This window comes from Bradyrhizobium frederickii (assembly GCF_004570865.1).
Taxonomy (GTDB): Bacteria; Pseudomonadota; Alphaproteobacteria; order Rhizobiales; family Xanthobacteraceae; genus Bradyrhizobium; species Bradyrhizobium frederickii.
In genome coordinates this window covers 1-17,443 of the sequence record NZ_SPQS01000051.1, presented here as the reverse complement: position 1 = coordinate 17,443, position 17,443 = coordinate 1, and the positions used below count along the sequence as shown (strand labels likewise).

At 63.0% G+C, this 17,443-nt stretch carries 13 protein-coding genes and 4 pseudogenes; 7 read left to right on the top strand and 10 right to left on the bottom strand.

Annotated elements, in window-relative coordinates:
• A pseudogene (locus tag E4K64_RS37880) lies at positions 1-262 on the bottom strand (IS110 family RNA-guided transposase); the annotation flags it as partial.
• Positions 263-458: 196 nt separating this feature from the next.
• Between E4K64_RS37880 and E4K64_RS37875 the strand changes: the two are divergent.
• Both E4K64_RS37875 and E4K64_RS37870 read left to right on the top strand, forming a co-directional pair.
• Positions 459-731, top strand: a pseudogene (locus E4K64_RS37875) (IS256 family transposase); the annotation flags it as partial.
• Between the two features lie 297 nt (positions 732-1,028).
• Positions 1,029-1,352 (top strand): hypothetical protein, encoded by a 324-nt coding sequence (locus E4K64_RS37870; protein ID WP_235884942.1) that lies wholly within the window; start codon positions 1,029-1,031, stop codon positions 1,350-1,352.
• An 883-nt stretch (positions 1,353-2,235) separates the two neighbouring features.
• On the opposite strand, the gene E4K64_RS37860 is transcribed toward E4K64_RS37870, so the two are convergent.
• The 7 genes from E4K64_RS37860 to E4K64_RS37825 form a co-directional block, all read right to left on the bottom strand.
• On the bottom strand, positions 2,236-3,138 hold the full coding sequence (locus tag E4K64_RS37860; RefSeq protein ID WP_126262168.1) for a terpene synthase family protein: 903 nt from the start codon (positions 3,136-3,138) through the stop codon (positions 2,236-2,238).
• The gene (locus E4K64_RS37855) at positions 3,135-4,685 is read right to left on the bottom strand and encodes a hypothetical protein (protein ID WP_126262173.1); all 1,551 of its coding nucleotides are present in this window, start codon (positions 4,683-4,685) and stop codon (positions 3,135-3,137) included. Before E4K64_RS37855 ends, E4K64_RS37860 begins: the two co-directional genes overlap by 4 nt.
• Before the next feature lie 259 nt (positions 4,686-4,944).
• The gene (locus E4K64_RS37845) at positions 4,945-5,943 is read right to left on the bottom strand and encodes a polyprenyl synthetase family protein (RefSeq protein ID WP_126262174.1); all 999 of its coding nucleotides are present in this window, start codon (positions 5,941-5,943) and stop codon (positions 4,945-4,947) included.
• Positions 5,944-6,056: 113 nt separating this feature from the next.
• Positions 6,057-7,400 carry a cytochrome P450 gene (locus tag E4K64_RS37840; protein WP_126262169.1) on the bottom strand — a complete coding sequence of 448 codons (1,344 nt, stop codon included), beginning with the start codon at positions 7,398-7,400 and terminating at the stop codon, positions 6,057-6,059.
• Positions 7,400-8,245, bottom strand: coding sequence for an SDR family oxidoreductase (locus E4K64_RS37835; protein ID WP_126262170.1), 846 nt, complete (start codon positions 8,243-8,245; stop codon positions 7,400-7,402). Before E4K64_RS37835 ends, E4K64_RS37840 begins: the two co-directional genes overlap by 1 nt.
• On the bottom strand, positions 8,232-9,830 hold the full coding sequence (locus E4K64_RS41805; RefSeq protein ID WP_126262171.1) for a cytochrome P450: 1,599 nt from the start codon (positions 9,828-9,830) through the stop codon (positions 8,232-8,234). Before E4K64_RS41805 ends, E4K64_RS37835 begins: the two co-directional genes overlap by 14 nt.
• A gap of 96 nt (positions 9,831-9,926) precedes the next feature.
• On the bottom strand, positions 9,927-11,129 hold the full coding sequence (locus E4K64_RS37825; RefSeq protein ID WP_126262172.1) for a cytochrome P450: 1,203 nt from the start codon (positions 11,127-11,129) through the stop codon (positions 9,927-9,929).
• A gap of 209 nt (positions 11,130-11,338) precedes the next feature.
• Here E4K64_RS37825 and E4K64_RS37820 point away from each other — a divergent pair, with 209 nt between their 5' ends.
• From E4K64_RS37820 to E4K64_RS37805, 4 genes and pseudogenes are all read left to right on the top strand, one after another.
• Positions 11,339-11,677 (top strand): recombinase family protein, encoded by a 339-nt coding sequence (locus tag E4K64_RS37820; protein ID WP_235884941.1) that lies wholly within the window; start codon positions 11,339-11,341, stop codon positions 11,675-11,677.
• Positions 11,678-12,390: 713 nt separating this feature from the next.
• Positions 12,391-13,021: pseudogene (locus E4K64_RS37815) on the top strand (FMN-binding negative transcriptional regulator).
• 488 nt (positions 13,022-13,509) lie between these two features.
• Entirely contained in the window at positions 13,510-13,644 is a 135-nt protein-coding gene (locus tag E4K64_RS41710) for a hypothetical protein (RefSeq protein WP_283810202.1), read from the top strand.
• A gap of 383 nt (positions 13,645-14,027) precedes the next feature.
• Complete coding sequence (locus E4K64_RS37805) at positions 14,028-14,930, top strand: TauD/TfdA dioxygenase family protein (RefSeq protein ID WP_126262135.1); 903 nt, start codon at positions 14,028-14,030, stop codon at positions 14,928-14,930.
• A gap of 427 nt (positions 14,931-15,357) precedes the next feature.
• On the opposite strand, the gene E4K64_RS41450 is transcribed toward E4K64_RS37805, so the two are convergent.
• The gene (locus E4K64_RS41450) at positions 15,358-15,633 is read right to left on the bottom strand and encodes a hypothetical protein (protein ID WP_235884940.1); all 276 of its coding nucleotides are present in this window, start codon (positions 15,631-15,633) and stop codon (positions 15,358-15,360) included.
• A 285-nt stretch (positions 15,634-15,918) separates the two neighbouring features.
• Between E4K64_RS41450 and E4K64_RS37795 the strand changes: the two are divergent.
• A pseudogene (locus E4K64_RS37795) lies at positions 15,919-17,170 on the top strand (tyrosine-type recombinase/integrase).
• A 39-nt stretch (positions 17,171-17,209) separates the two neighbouring features.
• On the opposite strand, the gene E4K64_RS37790 reads toward E4K64_RS37795, so the two are convergent.
• A partial coding sequence (locus E4K64_RS37790) for an integrase core domain-containing protein (protein ID WP_135161597.1) occupies positions 17,210-17,443 on the bottom strand: 234 nt, incomplete at its 5' end.

Genomic DNA, 17,443 nt, shown 5'->3' with positions numbered 1-17,443 from the left:
CGTGAGCCTGGGCGATCGCCTTCACCTGCAACGGATTCGCGATAATCACCCGCGCCACGAACGGCGCCAGAACCCGCGACACCGCCATGCTGTTGGCGGTCGCTTCAACCACCACCTCATCATTGGCCAGCAGGGTCTTGCCAAATCCCTCCAGCGCAGTCCGCGTCATATCAATGCGGCCCGCATGTCGGAGCCTGCCGTCTTCCCAAATCACCACCTCCCCGAAAGTACGGTGGACGTCAATGCCAACTACCCGTCGCATTTGCACCTCCTGCCTGACACATGACGGGAGCTGCGGCGACACGACAACTACGGATTCGCGCTCTCGGCGCAACCGGGCGAGTCGCAGAGGCGGCCAGCTACTAACTCGAGCTCTCGGCTCATCGTGTGTATCGGCCTGCCCGCACCTTCGTGCTCCCGGTGCCTCTGTCCCGATGGTCGCACCATACGCCACGGCGTGGGACGCCGGGGCAAAACGTTGGCACCGAGACATCATACCGGTTACCAACCCCATCGAAACCGCGTTCGCGACCATGCGGCACAGAACCGTGCGGACGAAAGGATCGCTGTCGGCAACGACCGCCAGGCTGATGGTGTTCAAACTGGTTGTCGCCGCATCAAAAACCTGGCGGCGGCTCAAAGGCACAAATCAGTTGCCGAAGATCATCGCAGGTGTCAGATTCAACGATGGCATCGAGGTCATCCAAATGCCGGCAACCCACGCCGCCTGATCACCTCGTCACCCAGAATTCTGCATAGCTCGTGAACAGCTGGAGCGGAGCCGTTTTCCGGCGAGTAACGCGCGTGCCCTGGTCCGCGAAACTTCTCGAGCTGCCAATGGAACCGGTAACCTCGCCTGAATGCGAAGCCGATCGAGCAGAAATACCGCAGATAAGGACTCTCTACGCTGATTATCATCGTGGCCGCGATGCTAACGTAGCCCTGCTACTTGCTTGGGGCCAACATTGTCATCGCCGAAAATTTCCGTCCAGTCGACTACTACAGCCGATCGGGATCTAATCTTCGTAGTGATCGAGCGTCATCGCGAGCTGTCGGCGCATTACGAGGCGGCCCTGTCCGTATCGGCGAAGCTCGATGAGGGGCCCGAGTTTGATGCCGCCGACCAAATCAGCTGTCAAAGGAACCATGCTCTCGGGGAGCAAGTGAATGTGCTCATCCGTTCGAGGCCAACCACGATCGCGGGCGTTATTGCTCTGACCCGTTATGTCGGCAGTCTACGAGAGTGGGACCTTCCAGATGATGATGCGTGGTATCGGATTTTCTTAGAAGGGCTGGCAGACGCGATCGATGCAATCGCCATGGCGGAGCGGCTTGGGCAAAATGGCGATTAACATGGCGGTCGCTTTTATCTTCCGCGGCATACTTTTCTGGGGAGCAATTGCTGCGTTTCTCTATTTCGTCTGGAAGTTGCCCTTCTGAAGCCTGACGATTAGCGGCCTGTCCGAGCCAGTGTCAAGCAATGAGGAACAGCGGCTTTTCAAGCACGGTAAGCACCCGCTCCTGAACATGGCTGCGATATCAGTTTCGGTGGCCGTGCCCGAAGCTGATCCGTCTTAGAATCGTCGACCACGAACGCCTTGCCAGCGGTGCGGCAGGCGCGCTGATCGACTGCTGCAGAAGGGCGCGCGCTTGACAAAGATGAAGAGAACGGCAGCCCAGCTGCGGCCTTGAGCGAAGCGGGCCCGTTGTGCCAAGGAGGCGATGCCATAGCGTCGGTCACGGCCTGCACCGTCGGTCAGCTATCTGCCGGTTAAGTGCCCAAGAAAACATTAGTTTCTCTGGAAATTGGTGCACTTCCCGACATCACGGGACGGACGACCGCAGGAGCCGCGTTGGAGCAGCCCCTGGGGTCGGTGCCACGACGTTCCGCACGATCGCCACGGCGCCTGCTGGTTAGCACGTAGATCTGCCAGCAAGAACTGGCGCGCCCACGCTACGGCCACAGTTGGAGCTGCTCCAGTCCGTTCTCGATTCCTCAAGTCGGGTGGAAGTTGGCAGCCACTTCAAAGGCCGAGCGGCCGCCTGCCCGGCGATGTCCGCGGCGAGGCGGGTGGCGGCCTTCGCCAAATCGGCACCCCCAACGCTGCGCGTGGCGCTAGCGATCTGCGCGAGGACGCCGCGCCAGTCGCGGTCGCCCTCCACCCCCCCGCATCGGGCGACGGAGTTGCGTCGGATCGGACCGCGGCAGCGCGCACGCCGCCGCCTTCCGCGCGTTCAGGCCGGCGTACGGTTGCCTGCCCCCGCAGAATCGCTGCGGTACCGGATGGCCGAGGTCTGGTAGTACTGCGTGCGGATGGCCGCCATGGCGTCAATCAAAGGTCCCCACGGGGCCGGAAAGCGTTCTTCCGCCATCACCTGGTGCAGCATGCGCGTATGGCCGGCCAGCTCGTCGTTGAGGAACTCTACCACAGGCATCGCTGGATAGCGCTGCAGCAGCAGGATCGCCGCGTTGTCGGTTTCGCTGGCTGACCTGTCCTTGTCGCGTCCATGCAGATCGTTCTGCAGGCGCCCTATCGCGGAAATGAGCCGCAGGACCTGGCAAAACGCCGGACTCGTGCGCAAGGTCGCCATGTCCAGCCCCCACAGCAACGACAGGCAACAGAACACGTTCGCGTAGGCAATCGAATCGATGCCGTTGTGCAGGTACTCGGCGTAGGACCAGCGTTCCGCCCCTGCCGCGTGCGCATGCGCCGCGCGCAGCGCCGCGCAGTAGCGCTGGGTATCGTCGAGAAGCTGAGCATAGTCGCGACGATCGTAGGCGAGCGCGGCCAGCGAAGCGCGCAGCACAGCGCAACCCTCGAATCCGGGGAGCAAGCACGGCTCGCCCTGCCCCAGCGCTTGCTCCACGGCGGCGAGCTGCTCCGGCGCGATCAGGCCAAGGTCGTTGCAATCGTCGAGCCAGAACAGCAGCGCCAGTTCGCGATAGAACGCAACGATCAGCGTTTCGTCCTGCGGATCGCGACCGGTGCGGGCGCTGGTGTCGCTCAGGCTCGGGTGGATGTGCCGGAGGATGTACTGGCCGCCCCTGGCCGCTTCCACGGCATGCTCGTCGGCGAACCCGGTCAGGGAACGCCCCCACTCCAGCACCTGCTGCAGCACGCGCTCGGTCTGCATCATGGCGCCGCTCTTGCTCCCCCGGCCAGACCGCGCCGCCCCCAACGGAGCGCCAGCCACAACCCAGCGAGTTCGGCCACGCGCACGACCCGGGTGGGGCAATACAATTCCTTGCCGATCCACAGCGCCGTCTGCGGCAATGCATGCGCCGCATGGCGGGCGAGCATCCACTCCAGCGCACGTGCCACCACCCGCGCGATGCGCCGGCGCCCTGTCGCCTCTTCACTCCCGTCCATCACATGTAATGCGAACAGCGCGTACGCGGTTTCCTCGAATGTGGACGCGCGACCGGCGCCCCAGCCCCCGTCGTCGCGCTGCGCCTGCAGTAGCGCCGCCAGCGCGCGCTCGTCCCGCCACTGTGGCTTGCCTTGCGCCAGCGCAGCGATCGCATGTGCGGTGGGATACAGCCACGAAACGTGCCATTTTTCGTTGTCCCATAGACCGTGCGGGTTGCGATTGGCCTCGACGTACGCGCTTGTGCCCGCGGCGGGCTTTCCCAAGAATCGCAACGCATGCAGGGCATGGATGTTGGTCGACACCGAGGCATTGCGCTCGCCGGGGAAGGTGACGAACAGATCGCCGATTTCGAAACGGCGCAACGCATCGGCCGCCGGGTCGCGGGCTGCAAGGTGCAGGACGCACAACGCAACGGCGGTGTCGTCCGCATCAGCCGCGAAGTGCAAGGCAGGCCCCAGACCGCGCACGCTCAGACGGGCGTCGAGCTGCGCGACGATGACGCGGACCGCTTCAGCGAGCGCGGGATGCGCGAACAGTCCGGCGAGATGCAGGGTGTACAGCGACCAGCATGGCTCGAACACATCGATCGGCCAGACGTTGGGAACGACACCTTCGATGCCGCTGCGCGTCGCCCGTGATGCCATCTGCAGATACGCGTCGACGCGCCCCATCTGCGGCGTGCTCCCCCGTGTCCCGGCGTGCGCACGCCAGGCGGCAGTGGCCGCCGGACTGATGCCGATGCTGCCGTTGCCATCCGGGCATGCGGTGGTCGGCGACGTCCCCCAGGCTTCCCAAGAGTGCAGCAACGGATGGCCGCTCGGCAACATCGCCACCGCCCCAAGCTTGACCAGGCACGCTTGCCGCAACGGCAACAGCGCTGGATGGCGGGGAAACGCTACGCCCCCCAGCAAGGATGCAGCCTCACCGCAAAACTGCGGCAGGATCAGCTCCGCACCGACCGGCGCGTCTTCCGGGACCGCCTGCGCGTAGGGATCGGGTTGGCGCTGGAGGAACCGGGTCGCAGCCTGGACTGCGTCGGCAGCACCGGGAAGCGGACCGGCACGCTGCAATGCCAGTAACGCTGCCCACGTGGGCGCATGGCGGAACAGCGGGAAGTCCGCGCTTCCCCATCCGCCGTCAGCCTGTTGCTGCGTGATGAGCCACGCGTATGCGTCCTGCCGACCGGTGACGTTGCCGTGGAAGCGCAGCGCTCGCGCCGTGTCGTAAACAGACGGACCGACGCTGCCGCCATCGCTCATTTCGCTCAGCAGGAGGCGCAATTCGGAAAGGATCTGTTCGAACAACGCGTTCACGGGGGATGTTCCTTTTGCAGACGGTTGACGAGAACCGGGACGGGCAGACGCCGCGCATGTCGCCGCAGGCCCCTCGCATAGCCAGCGCCGGACGGCCCTGCTTCGGCGCGCCCCCCGATGCTGGCGCCGGTCCGCCGCATAGGCTTGCGCGCGGCCCAACCGCTGCAATCGGCGCCGCGGACTCGGACACAGCGCAGCATGCACCGCTGCCGCCCGCTGATCGCAGCGGCACAGGGCGACTCCATTCGGACGAGCACGCTCATGCGCATGGCGTGTGCCTGAACAGATACGCGTTGGCCCGCTGTAGGAGTTGTGCCAACCGTTCCGTACGCGGCCCCAGCGGCGCGATGGACTCCCCGGCATCGCGCAACAGATCCAGCGCGAACTGACGTGCTGCCCGCAGTCCCATGATCGACGCGCAGGTCGGCTTCTGCGCCGCCGCGTCCTTGCCGGGGGTCTTGCCCAGCGTCGCGGTATCCGCTGTCACGTCGAGAATGTCGTCGATCACCTGCAACGCCAGGCCGAAACAGGCGCTGTAGTGATCGAGCGCACAGTACAGCGCACCGTGCGCGGCATCCTCCGCGACAGCGCATAACGCGCCCATGCGAACGGACGCGCGCACTAGCGCTCCGCTCTTCATCCGGTGCATCGCCACGATCCTGTCCAGCTCGACGTGCTTTCCAACCAGCGACAGATCCATGGCCTGCCCGCCTGCGGCACCCTCGGCTGACACCGCCTGCGCCAGTTCGCGCACGAGCGCGATACGGTTGTCGCCCGGTGCATCCAGGCTCGCCAGGGTCAGGAAGGCGTGCGCCTGCAGCGCATCGCCGACCAGGATCGCGGTAGCTTCGCCGAACTTGACGTGCACGGTCGGAAGACCGCGGCGAAGCACGTCGTCGTCCATCGCGGGCAGATCGTCGTGGACCAGGGTACAGGCATGCATCATCTCGATAGCAGCGCCGACGTCGTCGAGCATGTGCGCCGGCGTGTCGGCCAGTGCGCCGGCAGCCAGACAGAGCAAGGCGCGGGTGCGCTTCCCGCCATGCAAGGTGGCGTAGCGCATCGCCGCCATCAGCTCGGTCTCACCGTGATGTTCGGCGCAGAGAAGACGCGCTAGCACCTGTTCGACCCGCTTTGCGCTGTCCTGCATCCAGATCACGGGCGGCAGCTCGCCGGATGCGCTGCGCACCTGCGCGCCCAATCCGCCGAGCACGGAATCACCAGTTCTGTCGTCCTGTGGCGTGGAACCGGTCTGCATGTTGTTCATGTCCTTGTCCCCTCACAGCGAGCCGCCGCGGGGCACCGTGCCCAGTGCAGCAATGCCGCACGTCGCCGGCGCCGCTGCCTCGCCACAGGAGCATGCGACCCCGCTCATGAGAATCCGATGCGGATAGTCATGGACGGATGTGCGGTCGGGTAATAGCGCCGGCCTTTTTCGACGCCGCTCAGCAACCGCGGCCGCGCCCCGCCCTCGTGCATGGTCAGTGCCAAGGCGATGCAGAACTGCACCAGTTCCAGCCACGCCAAGTGGTAGCCGATGCATACGTGTGGGCCGGTACCGAATTGCAGCAGGTCCACCGGCCGGATCGGCTCGGAGCGTTGCAGCCACCGCGCCAGGCGAAACTGATCAGGCGCCTCGTGCAGCAGCGCCGAGGTCGAGAAATGCAGCACCGGGATGCACAGATCTGTGCCAGCGGGAATGCGCCGTTGGCCGAGTCGCAATTCACGCACTGCGCGACGCACAAGGAGCGGCGTCGGCGGATGCACGCGCAGCGTCTCGCGGAACAGCGCCTCGGCGACCGGACACTGCGCCAGGTCCGCGTGCCGGGTCGGCACCGCGCCCACGCGTTGCGCCTCCTGGACCAGGGCGTCCCACAGCCCAGGCTGCCGTGCCAGCTCAATCACCATCCAGGCCATCGTCGAGGCGGTGGTGTCGTGACCACCAAGCAGAAGCAAGCGAAGATTGGCGACCAGGACGTCATCGGATAGCGCATCGTCGCTGCGATCGAAGGCGCTCACCATGTCGTTGATCAACCCGGTGCGCGCGGCACGTTCGCGTGCGTCGCGGACGAACTCGCGCAACCGCGCATCGATCCAGTCGCGGGCGGCGCGGCCGCGCCGCAAGGGCAGTCCGGGCAGGTCGACCGGGGGCGCGACGATCAACTGCAGCAGTTGCCGGTACTTGCGACGCCATTTCGGCAGGTCCTGCACGGGGATTCCCATGAGGCTGAAGATGAGCTTGAGCATCAGATCGCCGGTTTCGCGCAGGATGGTTACGTCGCCGCGGTCGCGCCACCTCTGCACCCGCGCCTGAATGATGGGCGCGAACAGCTCGCCGATGCCAGCCCGGGTCAGCCCCATGGGCAGGAGCGCCGGCTGGATCGCATCGCGCGCCTGCCGGTGCGCGGCGCCGTCCTGGGCGACCAACGTTCCGCCAAACAATTCGGGCGCGATCTCTTGGATCAGCGCCGTGGACACGTCCTTGTGCCGGAGCAGTGCGAACGCATCCGGATCCATGCAGGTCATCAGGTGTCCGGCAGGGCCGAAATCCAGCCAGAAGTGGCTGCCCAGGGTCCGTTCCGCGTGCCGCAGCAGGCGCGGCAGGCCGCAGACGATGGCGGGAAGATGCCCGACCAAGGGGAAAGCGCCGGGCACGACCGGGATGTCGTGCCGGAGCCGATGCCGACGGTTCAGCGGATTGAGCAGCATGTCCATCAGCAGCACGGCGACGCGGCCGCTTCGGTGGTCTCGCCGGTGGGCCGCGCGGCGCGGCTGTTGCCACCGTCGGCGTACGTCGGCACATGCGCCAGCATGCCGCCGTCGATGCACATGACCTGGCCGGTGATGAACGCTGCATCGTCGGAGAGCAGGAACGCCACCAGCGCGGCCACGTCCTCGGGGCGACCGACGCGCGGCAGGAGCTGGTGCCGGCGCAGATGTTGTTGCATGCGCTCGTCCAGCTTGGCGAGGAGACGCTCGGTCATGATGAGACCCGGCGCAACCGCGTTGCAGCGGATCTGCGCATGACCGTACTGGGTGGCGAGCGAGGCCGATAGCATGTTCATCGCCGCCTTCGACGTGGCGTACGACGTCAGCGCGGTGTCACCGCTGAGCCCCTGGCACGACGACATGTTGACGATCGCGCCACCGCCGCGGGCGATCATTCGTGGGATGGCCTGCCGGCAGCAGAGCAACGTCCCGCGCAAATTGGTCGCCATGGTCTGATCCCAGACCGCCAGGTCCAGGTCGAGGATCGCGCGGTCGCGCGGAGTCAGATGCATGGCGCCCGCGTTGTTCACCAGCAGGTCGACCCCACTGAAGTGCCGCTCCGCCGTCTCGAACAGCGCTGCCACCGCCTGCGCCTCAGCGATGTCGGTGGCCAGGGCCAGTGCGTGGCCCGCCTCGGCCGCGATTTGCGCGGTGCAGGCGATGGCCGCCGAGCCATCGATGTCGGCGACCGCCACTCTGCCGCCCTCGCGCGCGATGGCGAGGGCGCATGCCTTGCCGATACCGGCGCCGGCGCCGGTCACCACGGCCACCTTGCCTTCAAACCGTCCCATCGTGTCCTCCTGAATTGCATTGGTCTCTCGCGGCAAGCCGCTGGGCCTCCGCCGGAGTAGGTGCACTGTTGGTGCTGGCGCGCTCGTCATCGCCAGCTTCGCTTTCGATGACCCGAATGGCGGCGACCGGGCACTGGCTCGCTGCCAGCCGCACGGCGGCGTGCAGCGCCTGCGGGACTGTCGCCCCACACACTTCGGCCACGCCGTCTGGTTCGCGCTGGCGAAAGGTGCCCGGTAGCGTCAGCACGCACTGTCCGCTGGTTCCGCACAGATCCTGGTCGACCACGACGCACATCTCACCCCCCGGCGCACGCAGCCGCACCGGCAGCGCGCGGAACGTCCTCAGGAACGCGGAGGGCTCCCGGATCGGCTGCTCGGCCAATGCCAGCGTGGGGAAGCGCGCCTGAAGCCGCGGCAAACTCTCGGCCAACTGCACCCGGGCCAGTTGCGCACCGAGGCAGAAGTGGATGCCGTGGCCGAAGCTCAGCATGATCTTCCCGTCCGTCGACATGCCAGGACTGGTGCCGTAGAACCGCGCGGGATCGAAGCGGTCGGGATTGGCGAAGGCATCAGGGTCGCGATTGCCGGACGCGATCAGCACGCGCACGTCCGCGTTCTTCGGGATCACCACGCCGCCCAATTCGATGTCGCGCTGGGCGATGCGCGGAATGGAGCTGAACATGGCGGGCGCATCGCAGCGCAGGACTTCTTCGATGAATGCCTTTACCCCCATGGCGTCTCCCTGCAGCCAGTGCCGCTGTTCGGGATACGCCAGCATCGACAGGACCGCATGGTCGATGGTCGCAGCAGTGGTGGCGAAGCCACCCAGCAGCATACCCCACAACATGCTGATCAACTCCGCATCCGACAGCGTGTCGGCATCATCGTCGTGTGCACCGACCAGCATCGACACGATGTCGTGTCGGGGATCCGTGCGCTTGCGCTGTATGAGACCGCCGAAGTAGGCCTTCACTCTGGCACTGGCCACGTCCGCCGCGGCGAGCCGGGCATCGCTGGCGTGCGGGCTCAGGCCTTCCAGAATGGCGCCGATGCCGGCGGCGAGCCCGAACATGTCGTCCTGGGGCATGCCAAACAGTTCGGCGAAGACTAGCATGGGCAATGCCAGCGCGAATTCCCGATGCAGGTCCACGACCTCCCCGCCCTCCAGCGCGGGCGCCATGACGTCGAGGCGCGCTGCGACGATGCGCGCGATGCTCGGCCGCAGGTTGTCGATCTGGCTCATGTTGAAATCGCGCGAGATCAGCCGGCGCAGACGCGTATGCGCAGGTGGGTCCTTCATCGCTAGCGTGGAGGCTAGCAGATTAAGCGACAGGCTGGTCGCCGCATGCGGAAAATAGCGCGCCAGTTCGCCCGGCGCTGGTCCCCGAAACGCATCACCCGTTGCCTTGAGCGCCCAGTAGATGTCAGCGTGGCGGCTCAACAGAAATAGGCCCGACGCCGCGCGATGCACCGGATCATGCTCGCGTAACCACCGCATGAACGGATACGGGTCGTTGATCCACGCCCGCGACGCCAGTTCGGCGAAGGCGTCGCGGCATGCTGCCGTGGTTTCTTGCACGTCCATCTTGGTTACCCTGTTGGCTGGCTGATCTGAACGGTGCGCCGCAGGCGCGCCGGCAAATCGCGGAGGCGATCGCGATTCCTCAGCGGCGTCCGCACATCACCAGAGCACCGGGAACTCCTCGAACCCGCCAGTGATGATCTCTTTGCGCAACTTCAGTTCTTCGGGCGCCATGGCCAGGCGCAGCGCGGGAAAGCGCTGGAAGATCGAACCGAACACCGCCTTGAGTTCCAGTCTGGCGAGCGCCCCGCCGATGCAGGAGTGCGGCCCGTAGGAGAACGCCAGGTGCGGCTTTTCCTCGCGTCCGATGTCGAAGATTTCCGGTTCGTCGAAATGGCGCGGGTCGAACGACGTTGCCGGCAAGCCGACGAGCACTTTGCTCTCCGCGGGAATATGAACGCCCGCGATGGTCACGTCGGTCTTCGGATAGCGCATGATGCCGTCCCAGCCCGCCCCCGGCGGGTACATGCGCAGGATTTCCTCCACCGCCTTATCCACCAGGGATGGATCGCCGACCAGGCGTTCGCGCTGTTGCGGATGTCGGAACATGGCCAGCAGGCCGAATTCGATTTGAGCGACGGTGCTCTCGTGCCCCGCCACCAGCATGCCCGCCGCTAGGCCGATCGCTTCTTCTTCGGTCGCCTCGCGATGGTCGACCGCCGCGAGCAGATCCGTCAGCAAATTGTCGCCCGGATCCTGGCGTTTGTCCCGCATCTTGCAGCGGATGTAGGCGCGTAGTTCGTCCCAGGCCAGGCGCGACGTGCTGCGCGGGCCGCTTTCGTGCTGGTGCGTCATCACCTCGTCGGACAGCCGGGCGAAAAAGGCGTGATCCTCGTAGAGCACGCCCATCAGCGCGCTGATGACCATGGCAGGAAGCGGAAAGGAGAGGTGGCGCCGCAAGTCGGCGGGCTGGCGCTGCGCCGCCAGGTTCTCGAACAACTGCGCAGCGACCGCCTCGACATGCTGCGCCAGCAGCTTCACCCTGCGGCTGCTGAAGGCCGGCGCCACCAGCGTGCGCAACCGGACATGCTCGTCCCCCTCGTGCGAGACCAGCCACCCCGGCGAACCAAGAATCACCGAATCCGGGGTGAACGTCGTCGGCGGCATTCCCGCCGGCCGGAACGCCGCGTCCGACAGCACCGCCTTGGCCTCCTCGTAGCCTGTCACCCACCAACCCTCGTGCCCGGACGGGAAACGCACCCGGTGGATCGGACCGTTGGCGCGTAGCGCCAACATCTCGGGAGACGGCTCAATGTGATCGACGCGCCACATCGGGAGTGTCGGCAGAGGTTGTTCGGACATGGCACTACACTCTCTAAGGGGAAGGTGCTCACGGGCGCTGCGGGCAGCGATTTCCCGTGCGCTTGCGTTCACTTCTGTTCGTCGATGATAATCGGCGGGGAAGGCGGCCGAATCCTAGGGCCTCAAGTTGGCTTTAGCCACCTACCGAATCTTGTAGTAGCCCCTAAGCTAAACGCCTGGTGACGCAAAGATCTGCGAAGAACTCTGTCGTGACGCGCTACCATCTGAAAGCTAATTCCGATGGGCATCCGCCTATGTGGGTTGGCTACATGCACGTATCACCGAACTTAGACCGCCCGAAAACGGACTTGCAGCGCGATGCGCTGCTCGCGCCGGCGTTGATCCGCGTCACCTCTTCGAGGATCACGCCTCGGACGGGAAGGATGACCACACCGGCTTGGCGCGGGCGCTCGCTGTCGCACCTGTTCGCGATCGTGACTTCGCTCAAGCACAATCGGGTGGTGTTCCGCTCCCTGACCGAAAACTTGGACACCACGACACGCTCGGGCGAATTCCTGTTCCAGGTGCGGCGCGCACGCGCGGTATGAGCACCCTTTGATCCAGGAGCGTGTTGCAGTGCACGTTCGCGCTGCCATCTCGCCACACTCGCGAAGCACGTTGTCGTCGATCAAATACGCGGTCACGGAATCCGGCGCGGCGCACCCTCGCCCGCCTCAGCTTCGCTGATCGAACCCAACGTCCGCTAGCTGCCAGCGCCCGATTCAGACCGAGGGGGGACAGGCACTCTCGCTTAGGATACGCCTTGGCGTATTGGATCGCGGCGTCAACCTGACCGCGCGTCAGCGATGGGGCGATGGCGGCCACCATGTAGAGGGGAAATGTTGGTGCTTTAATGATGGTTTCATTGCGATCACCTCCGACCTGTACGCATCGGCGTAGTTCATCGAAACGATGAAAGACGATTTTGAGGTGGGCGTCGATCTTGTCTCGATCAAGGACCAGTTCGTGAGACGCGTCTCGGTGCGCGTCCAAGGAGAGCTGCCGGATCGCTTCACACAGGCGAGGCCGGGTGAAATCTCTAGAGGTCTATGAATGCCTGGCTCGGCCCAACGAGAACAGCTACGGAATCACCAACCCAACAGCAGCTCGACGGATTGAAGCGGCTGAGTGAAATCGTCAAGTCCCAGATAACTCCGAAATCGTCACGTCAAAAGAGGAAGCCACGGGAACGACTGAAACTGGCAGTTTTCTAGCCTGTTGACTTGGGTTTATCTCAACGGCTGCCAGCGGAGACCCTTTCATGTACATACCGCTCCACTTTCGAGACGACGACATCGAGAACATTCGAGCAACAATCCGCTGCGCCCGATTGGCCAATTTGGTCACAGCGACATCAGATGGGCCACTTGCGACGCCTCTTCCGCTCTTCCTCGATGAGAGCGAAGGCAAACACGGCGCGCTATACGGGCATTTGGCAAAAGGCAATCCGCAATGGCGCACGGCCCCGATCGGAGAAGCTCTGGCGATCTTTACTGGCGCAGAGGCTTACGTAACGCCATCCTGGTATCCCAGCAAGCGACAAGCTGAACAGGTGGTGCCGACATGGAATTACATCGCGGTCCACGCGCAGGGGCCGATTGAGTTCTTCGAGGATTCCACTCGCCTGCTTGAGATTGTGACGCGTCTGACGAATATCCATGAGGCGTCTCGTGCGACGCCCTGGGCGGTCAGCGATGCTCCCGCGGATTTCATCGCCGCCCAGTTGCGTGAAATCGTGGGCGTGCGCATCCCCATCACGAGGATCGAAGGCAAACGGAAGATGAGCCAAAACCGCCCCGTGCCTGATCGCATTGGTGTCGCCACCGGCCCTAGCGGCGAGCAAACTGTCACGGGACCAGGAAGTTGCATCGCTTATCTTGGCTCAGGACTGAGACGATAATGTTCATGACCCGCCAACAGCGCCGCTCGACAAAAGCGATCTTACATCTACAGCTTCACAGACTCCAGCGATCGGCTATCAATTACCCCGCGAAAATTCACGAACGGAACAGTCAGCTCCGGCTTGCCACACTGAGTAGACACTTGTCCGTATTCTGACAGAAGCACAATCTCGTGTCAGGTCCAGTACAACGCGTAGTAAGCGTTGAGACTTTCGAAAGCCCCTTCGGCTTTGTGGCTTTCCCGGCGCCGCCTGGGATGGCCATTGCTTAAAACAAATCGATCCAGAAACAGAGCCAGAAAAGCAGCTATACTCACTCCCAAAACTCCATCTCGCCCCGGAAGAACGGTCCGCCCGTTCAGGTCACTAACGCGCGCTGCCCCCCTGACAACTCTGTTCGGACATATCCACTACCATCACCCCAGACATGTAGAACAGCAAATACCTATTACCGCACGATGACGTGCCCCAGGTTTACGCATGAAATCCGCCATTGAATTCGCCTGGAATGGCACATTACTCGATGAGGCAAATGCGGTGTTGCAAACCGTCAATGCTATTTTGAGCGGCCTCAGCCGCGCGACCATCGATATGCAGGTTTCGAGAGGAGTTTGAGCTCCCCTTCTCCATTCTTTCCGCAATTTGGATATGTCGAAAAAATGAAATCCTAGCTCGTGCACGGCAAGGAAGGCGCCATTTTTTCACGACACGTGCTTTTTTCCAAGCAGTTGAGTTATTACAAAAGCATAACTGAAGATGTTGGTGGCGCTCTACTGCTGTCCACTTCGACATTCGACATTCGAAGGGGTGAGCTCGGTGATCGAGTTCTTCGTCACGCGACCCAGCCACTGGCTCAGCTTGAGGACTCGCGCCAAATGCCACGATTCGTTCAGTGCCTATTATGGAGGACATGTTCGTCTTTCGCTTGGCACGATGCTTGCTGAAGATCATTTCGCTTCAAGGGGCGAGGAAGAACTGCGAGGGCCTGGAAAAGCAAGATGAGCACAAATGTGATCGGTGGCGTCGCGAGCACCGATGTTGTGAAACGTGCAGCGCGCATCGGTGCCGAAGTCAAAAATATCAAGCTATCGGGCGATTTACCGGACCACGCGATCGCCGCGATCAACAGCTTATTGCTCGAGCACAAGGTGATCTTCTTCCGCAATCAAGGACATCTCAATGACGCCGAGCAGGAGCGCTTTGCCGCTCGTCTCGGAAAGCTAGTGTCACATCCGATGCTCGGTGCTGCCAAGGGGACGACGTCGCTCCTCGAACTGGACTCCACTCGCGGCGGCGGTCGGGCCGACGTTTGGCATGCGGATGGAACCTTCGCCGACGCATATCCCAAGATTTTGGTCCTGCGAGCCGTTGTAATGCCAACGTTCGGAGGCGACACCGTGTGGTCGAACACAGCTGCCGCTTATCTTGGTTTGGCGCCGCCGCTACAACGGCTTGCCGAGGGCCTATGGGCCATTCACAGCAACGTCTTCGATTACGCCGGGATCGCGCGTGTCCGCGAGGTCGACAAGAAACACTTTGACGAGGTGTTCACCAAAAAGGTTTTTGAGACCGAGCATCCCGTCGTACGCGTCCATCCCGAAACAGGCGAGCGGGCGCTAGTGCTCGGCGCCTTGGTGAAGCAGTTTGTTGGGATCCCTAAATACGACGGACAAAAGGTGTTCGATCTGCTCCAGTCTCACATCACAGCGCCCGAAAATACTGTGCGCTGGAACTGGTTAGAGGGGGATATTGCGATATGGGACAACCGCGCAACGCAGCATTACGCGGTCAACGATTACGGGGACCAGCATCGCGTCGTACGTCGGGCCACGATCGAGGGTGACGTGCCTGTCAGCGTCGACGGCCGGAGGAGTGTAACGCGCCTGAAGGTGACCGAATAACTCCATGCCGATGCTCAGTGCTCTCGCGTCTGAAAACCGAGAAACCTGGGAATTGGAGTTGTTTCGGGCAAACGCGGAAAGACACTTTCCGACACGATATCTCAGCTCTTAAGACCAACTCATCTTGATTGACGCGCCGCTCTCATCCTGATTGTCGCGCTATAGCCAGCGGGCGTAGACGCCAGTCACTCCCTTGTCACTGTGGTTCAGAAGGGCCTTGTCGTAGTCGACTGATAGCCTTGTCGCCTCCACGATTGTTGCGGCCGTTCTCCGAAGATCATGGGGTGTGAAGCCACCAGCTTTTTGTCCTCCTCTTCACTGTCGTCCAAGAGGCGCCGGAGAGTCTGGCTCATGGAGTGACGCGCAAGCGTCTCAACGCTTTCAAAGCGGCTCGCAAACCACCGGCCTGTCTTTCGTGTCCTCGCCTTCAGGCTTGCTCGCCTCCAAGGCCGCTTCGATGAACCGTACCTGCAATCCGCGATAGCGGCACGGTATCTTCAGCTTTTTTGTTCTTCGTTCTGACTCCCGGAATGATCCAATGCGGCTTGTCCCCATCGAGGCCGTGAAGCTTGGAGCGCATCATGTTGCAAGCGCTCAATGAATAGGGCGACGACCGCACGCGATGCGTATCGGCGTCCAACTCGCGCAGCCGGTGCCGTAGACGCTGGACCGCATCAGCAGGCCGCTCGCCTTTCTTCAACACGTCGCCGGCTCGGTCGCCGGGCTAGGTTGGGACGATCTCTGGGTTCATTCAAATTTCCGAGGGGGACACCCGCCGCGGGCTCACAGCCACCGTGTTGGAAGCGGCAGGGTTTGCTGCGCTGAACGGCTTTACCGATAGTGCCGTAGCGCACAGCTATCGGCATCGCTTCCAAGTAAGCAGCACGCGAGCGGTACAGCGGTTCGTGGCGGAAACCTGCGGCCTCGTCGCCGCCGGCAATCCCCGTTTCTCCCCGACCGATCCCAGTTGCGGAATAGAAGAAACGCCATGCCAAGCCTGACTGACACCGCGATCCGACACGCGCTGCAGCGCGTCGAACTCAACCGGAAACAAGAAAACCTCGCAGATGGCGAAGGTCGCGGCACCGGCCGTCTCGTCCTCGTCCCTAAGCCGATGCCGAAGCGCGTGACCGCTCACTGGATGGCACAGCAATGGCGCGACGGCAGACGCACGAAAAAAAGCTCGGCACTTATCCGTCGATGTCGTTGGCTCAGGCGCGCGAGATCTTCAAGCGCGACTACGCCGATGTGATCCAGAAGGGCCGCAGCATCAAGATCGCAACCGACACTCGTCCCGGCACCGTCGCAGATCTGTTTGAGGGCTATGTTGCATCGCTTAAGGCCGCCGGCAAGCCGTCCTGGAAGAGACAGAGAAAGGCCTCAACAAGATCGCCGACACGCTCGAACGCTATCGACAGGCCCGTGAGATCGAGTCTGAGGAGATCGTCGAGCTTATCCGGCCGATCTACGAGCGTGGCGCTCGCTCGATGGCCGATCATGTGCGATGTTACATCCACGCGGCCTATAGTTGGGGGATGAAGTCCGACAACGATTATCGGAATACATCCCCGCGCCGCTTCCGTATCCCCTTCAATCCGGCCTCGGAAATTCCGACCGAACCCAAAATTCAGGGCACCCGCTGGCTCGACGAGGATGAGTTCGTGCAACTCTATCGCTGGCTGGAATGCCCCGATACGCCTTTTCATCCTTCCTATCCTCGAGCTGTGCAGCTCATCATGCTGACGGGTCAACGCGTCGAGGAGATAGCGCGCCTGCATGTCGATCAATGGGATGCGCCGGAGAAGATTATCTATTGGTCCAAGACCAAGAATCTTCAGCCGCACGCCGTTCCAGTGCCGTCGATCGCCGCCGAACTGATTGAGTCGATCAAGCCAAATAAGTACGGGTGGTTCTTTCCCTCAGCGAAGGACCCATCCAAGCCCGTGAGCCACGGCAATCTCTATAGCTTAGTTTGGCGTCAGCGGGGCCGCGGCGTGATCCCCTACGCAACAAATCGGGACCGCCGGCGAACCTTCAAGACCTTGGCGGGCAAGGCCGGTGTATCCAAGGAAGTTCGAGATCGTCTGCAAAATCATGCGCTCCATGACGTTAGCTCCAAGAACTATGATCGCTGGCATTACATGCCCGAAAAGCGCGCGGGAATGGCAAAGTGGAATAAGTTCGTGCGCTCCATGCTGGCGAAGAAGCGCTTGAAGGCTGAGCTGGCCCCGGTTGTCTGAACAGAATATCCGCGTCGATAAGTGGAGCCTCTGCCGGGGTTAGGCTGCCGTGCGGAGCGGCAGCGGGGTGAAGTAGGCTTGATCCGGTGTGCTGCCGTCAAGGCTCGAATGTGGACGGCGGCAATTGTAGAAGTCCAGATAGCGGCCAATCGAGGCGCGAGCGTCGCTGACGCTGTCGTAGGCCCGCAGATACACCTCCTCGTATTTGACGCTGCGCCACAGCCGCTCAACGAACACGTTGTCCCGCCAGGCGCCCCGGCCGTCCATACTGAT

Excerpts from the sequence above, each read along its gene's own strand:
- E4K64_RS37845 (WP_126262174.1), bottom strand. The coding sequence starts at position 5,943 with ATGCAGACCGGTTCCACGCCACAGGACGACAGAACTGGTGATTCCGTG.
- E4K64_RS37825 (WP_126262172.1), bottom strand. The coding sequence starts at position 11,129 with ATGTCCGAACAACCTCTGCCGACACTCCCGATGTGGCGCGTCGATCAC.
- E4K64_RS37860 (WP_126262168.1), bottom strand. The coding sequence starts at position 3,138 with ATGATGCAGACCGAGCGCGTGCTGCAGCAGGTGCTGGAGTGGGGGCGT.
- E4K64_RS41710 (WP_283810202.1), top strand. The coding sequence starts at position 13,510 with ATGAAATCCGCCATTGAATTCGCCTGGAATGGCACATTACTCGATGAG.
- E4K64_RS41805 (WP_126262171.1), bottom strand. The coding sequence starts at position 9,830 with ATGGACGTGCAAGAAACCACGGCAGCATGCCGCGACGCCTTCGCCGAA.
- E4K64_RS37835 (WP_126262170.1), bottom strand. The coding sequence starts at position 8,245 with ATGGGACGGTTTGAAGGCAAGGTGGCCGTGGTGACCGGCGCCGGCGCC.
- E4K64_RS37840 (WP_126262169.1), bottom strand. The coding sequence starts at position 7,400 with ATGGACATGCTGCTCAATCCGCTGAACCGTCGGCATCGGCTCCGGCAC.
- E4K64_RS37805 (WP_126262135.1), top strand. The coding sequence starts at position 14,028 with ATGAGCACAAATGTGATCGGTGGCGTCGCGAGCACCGATGTTGTGAAA.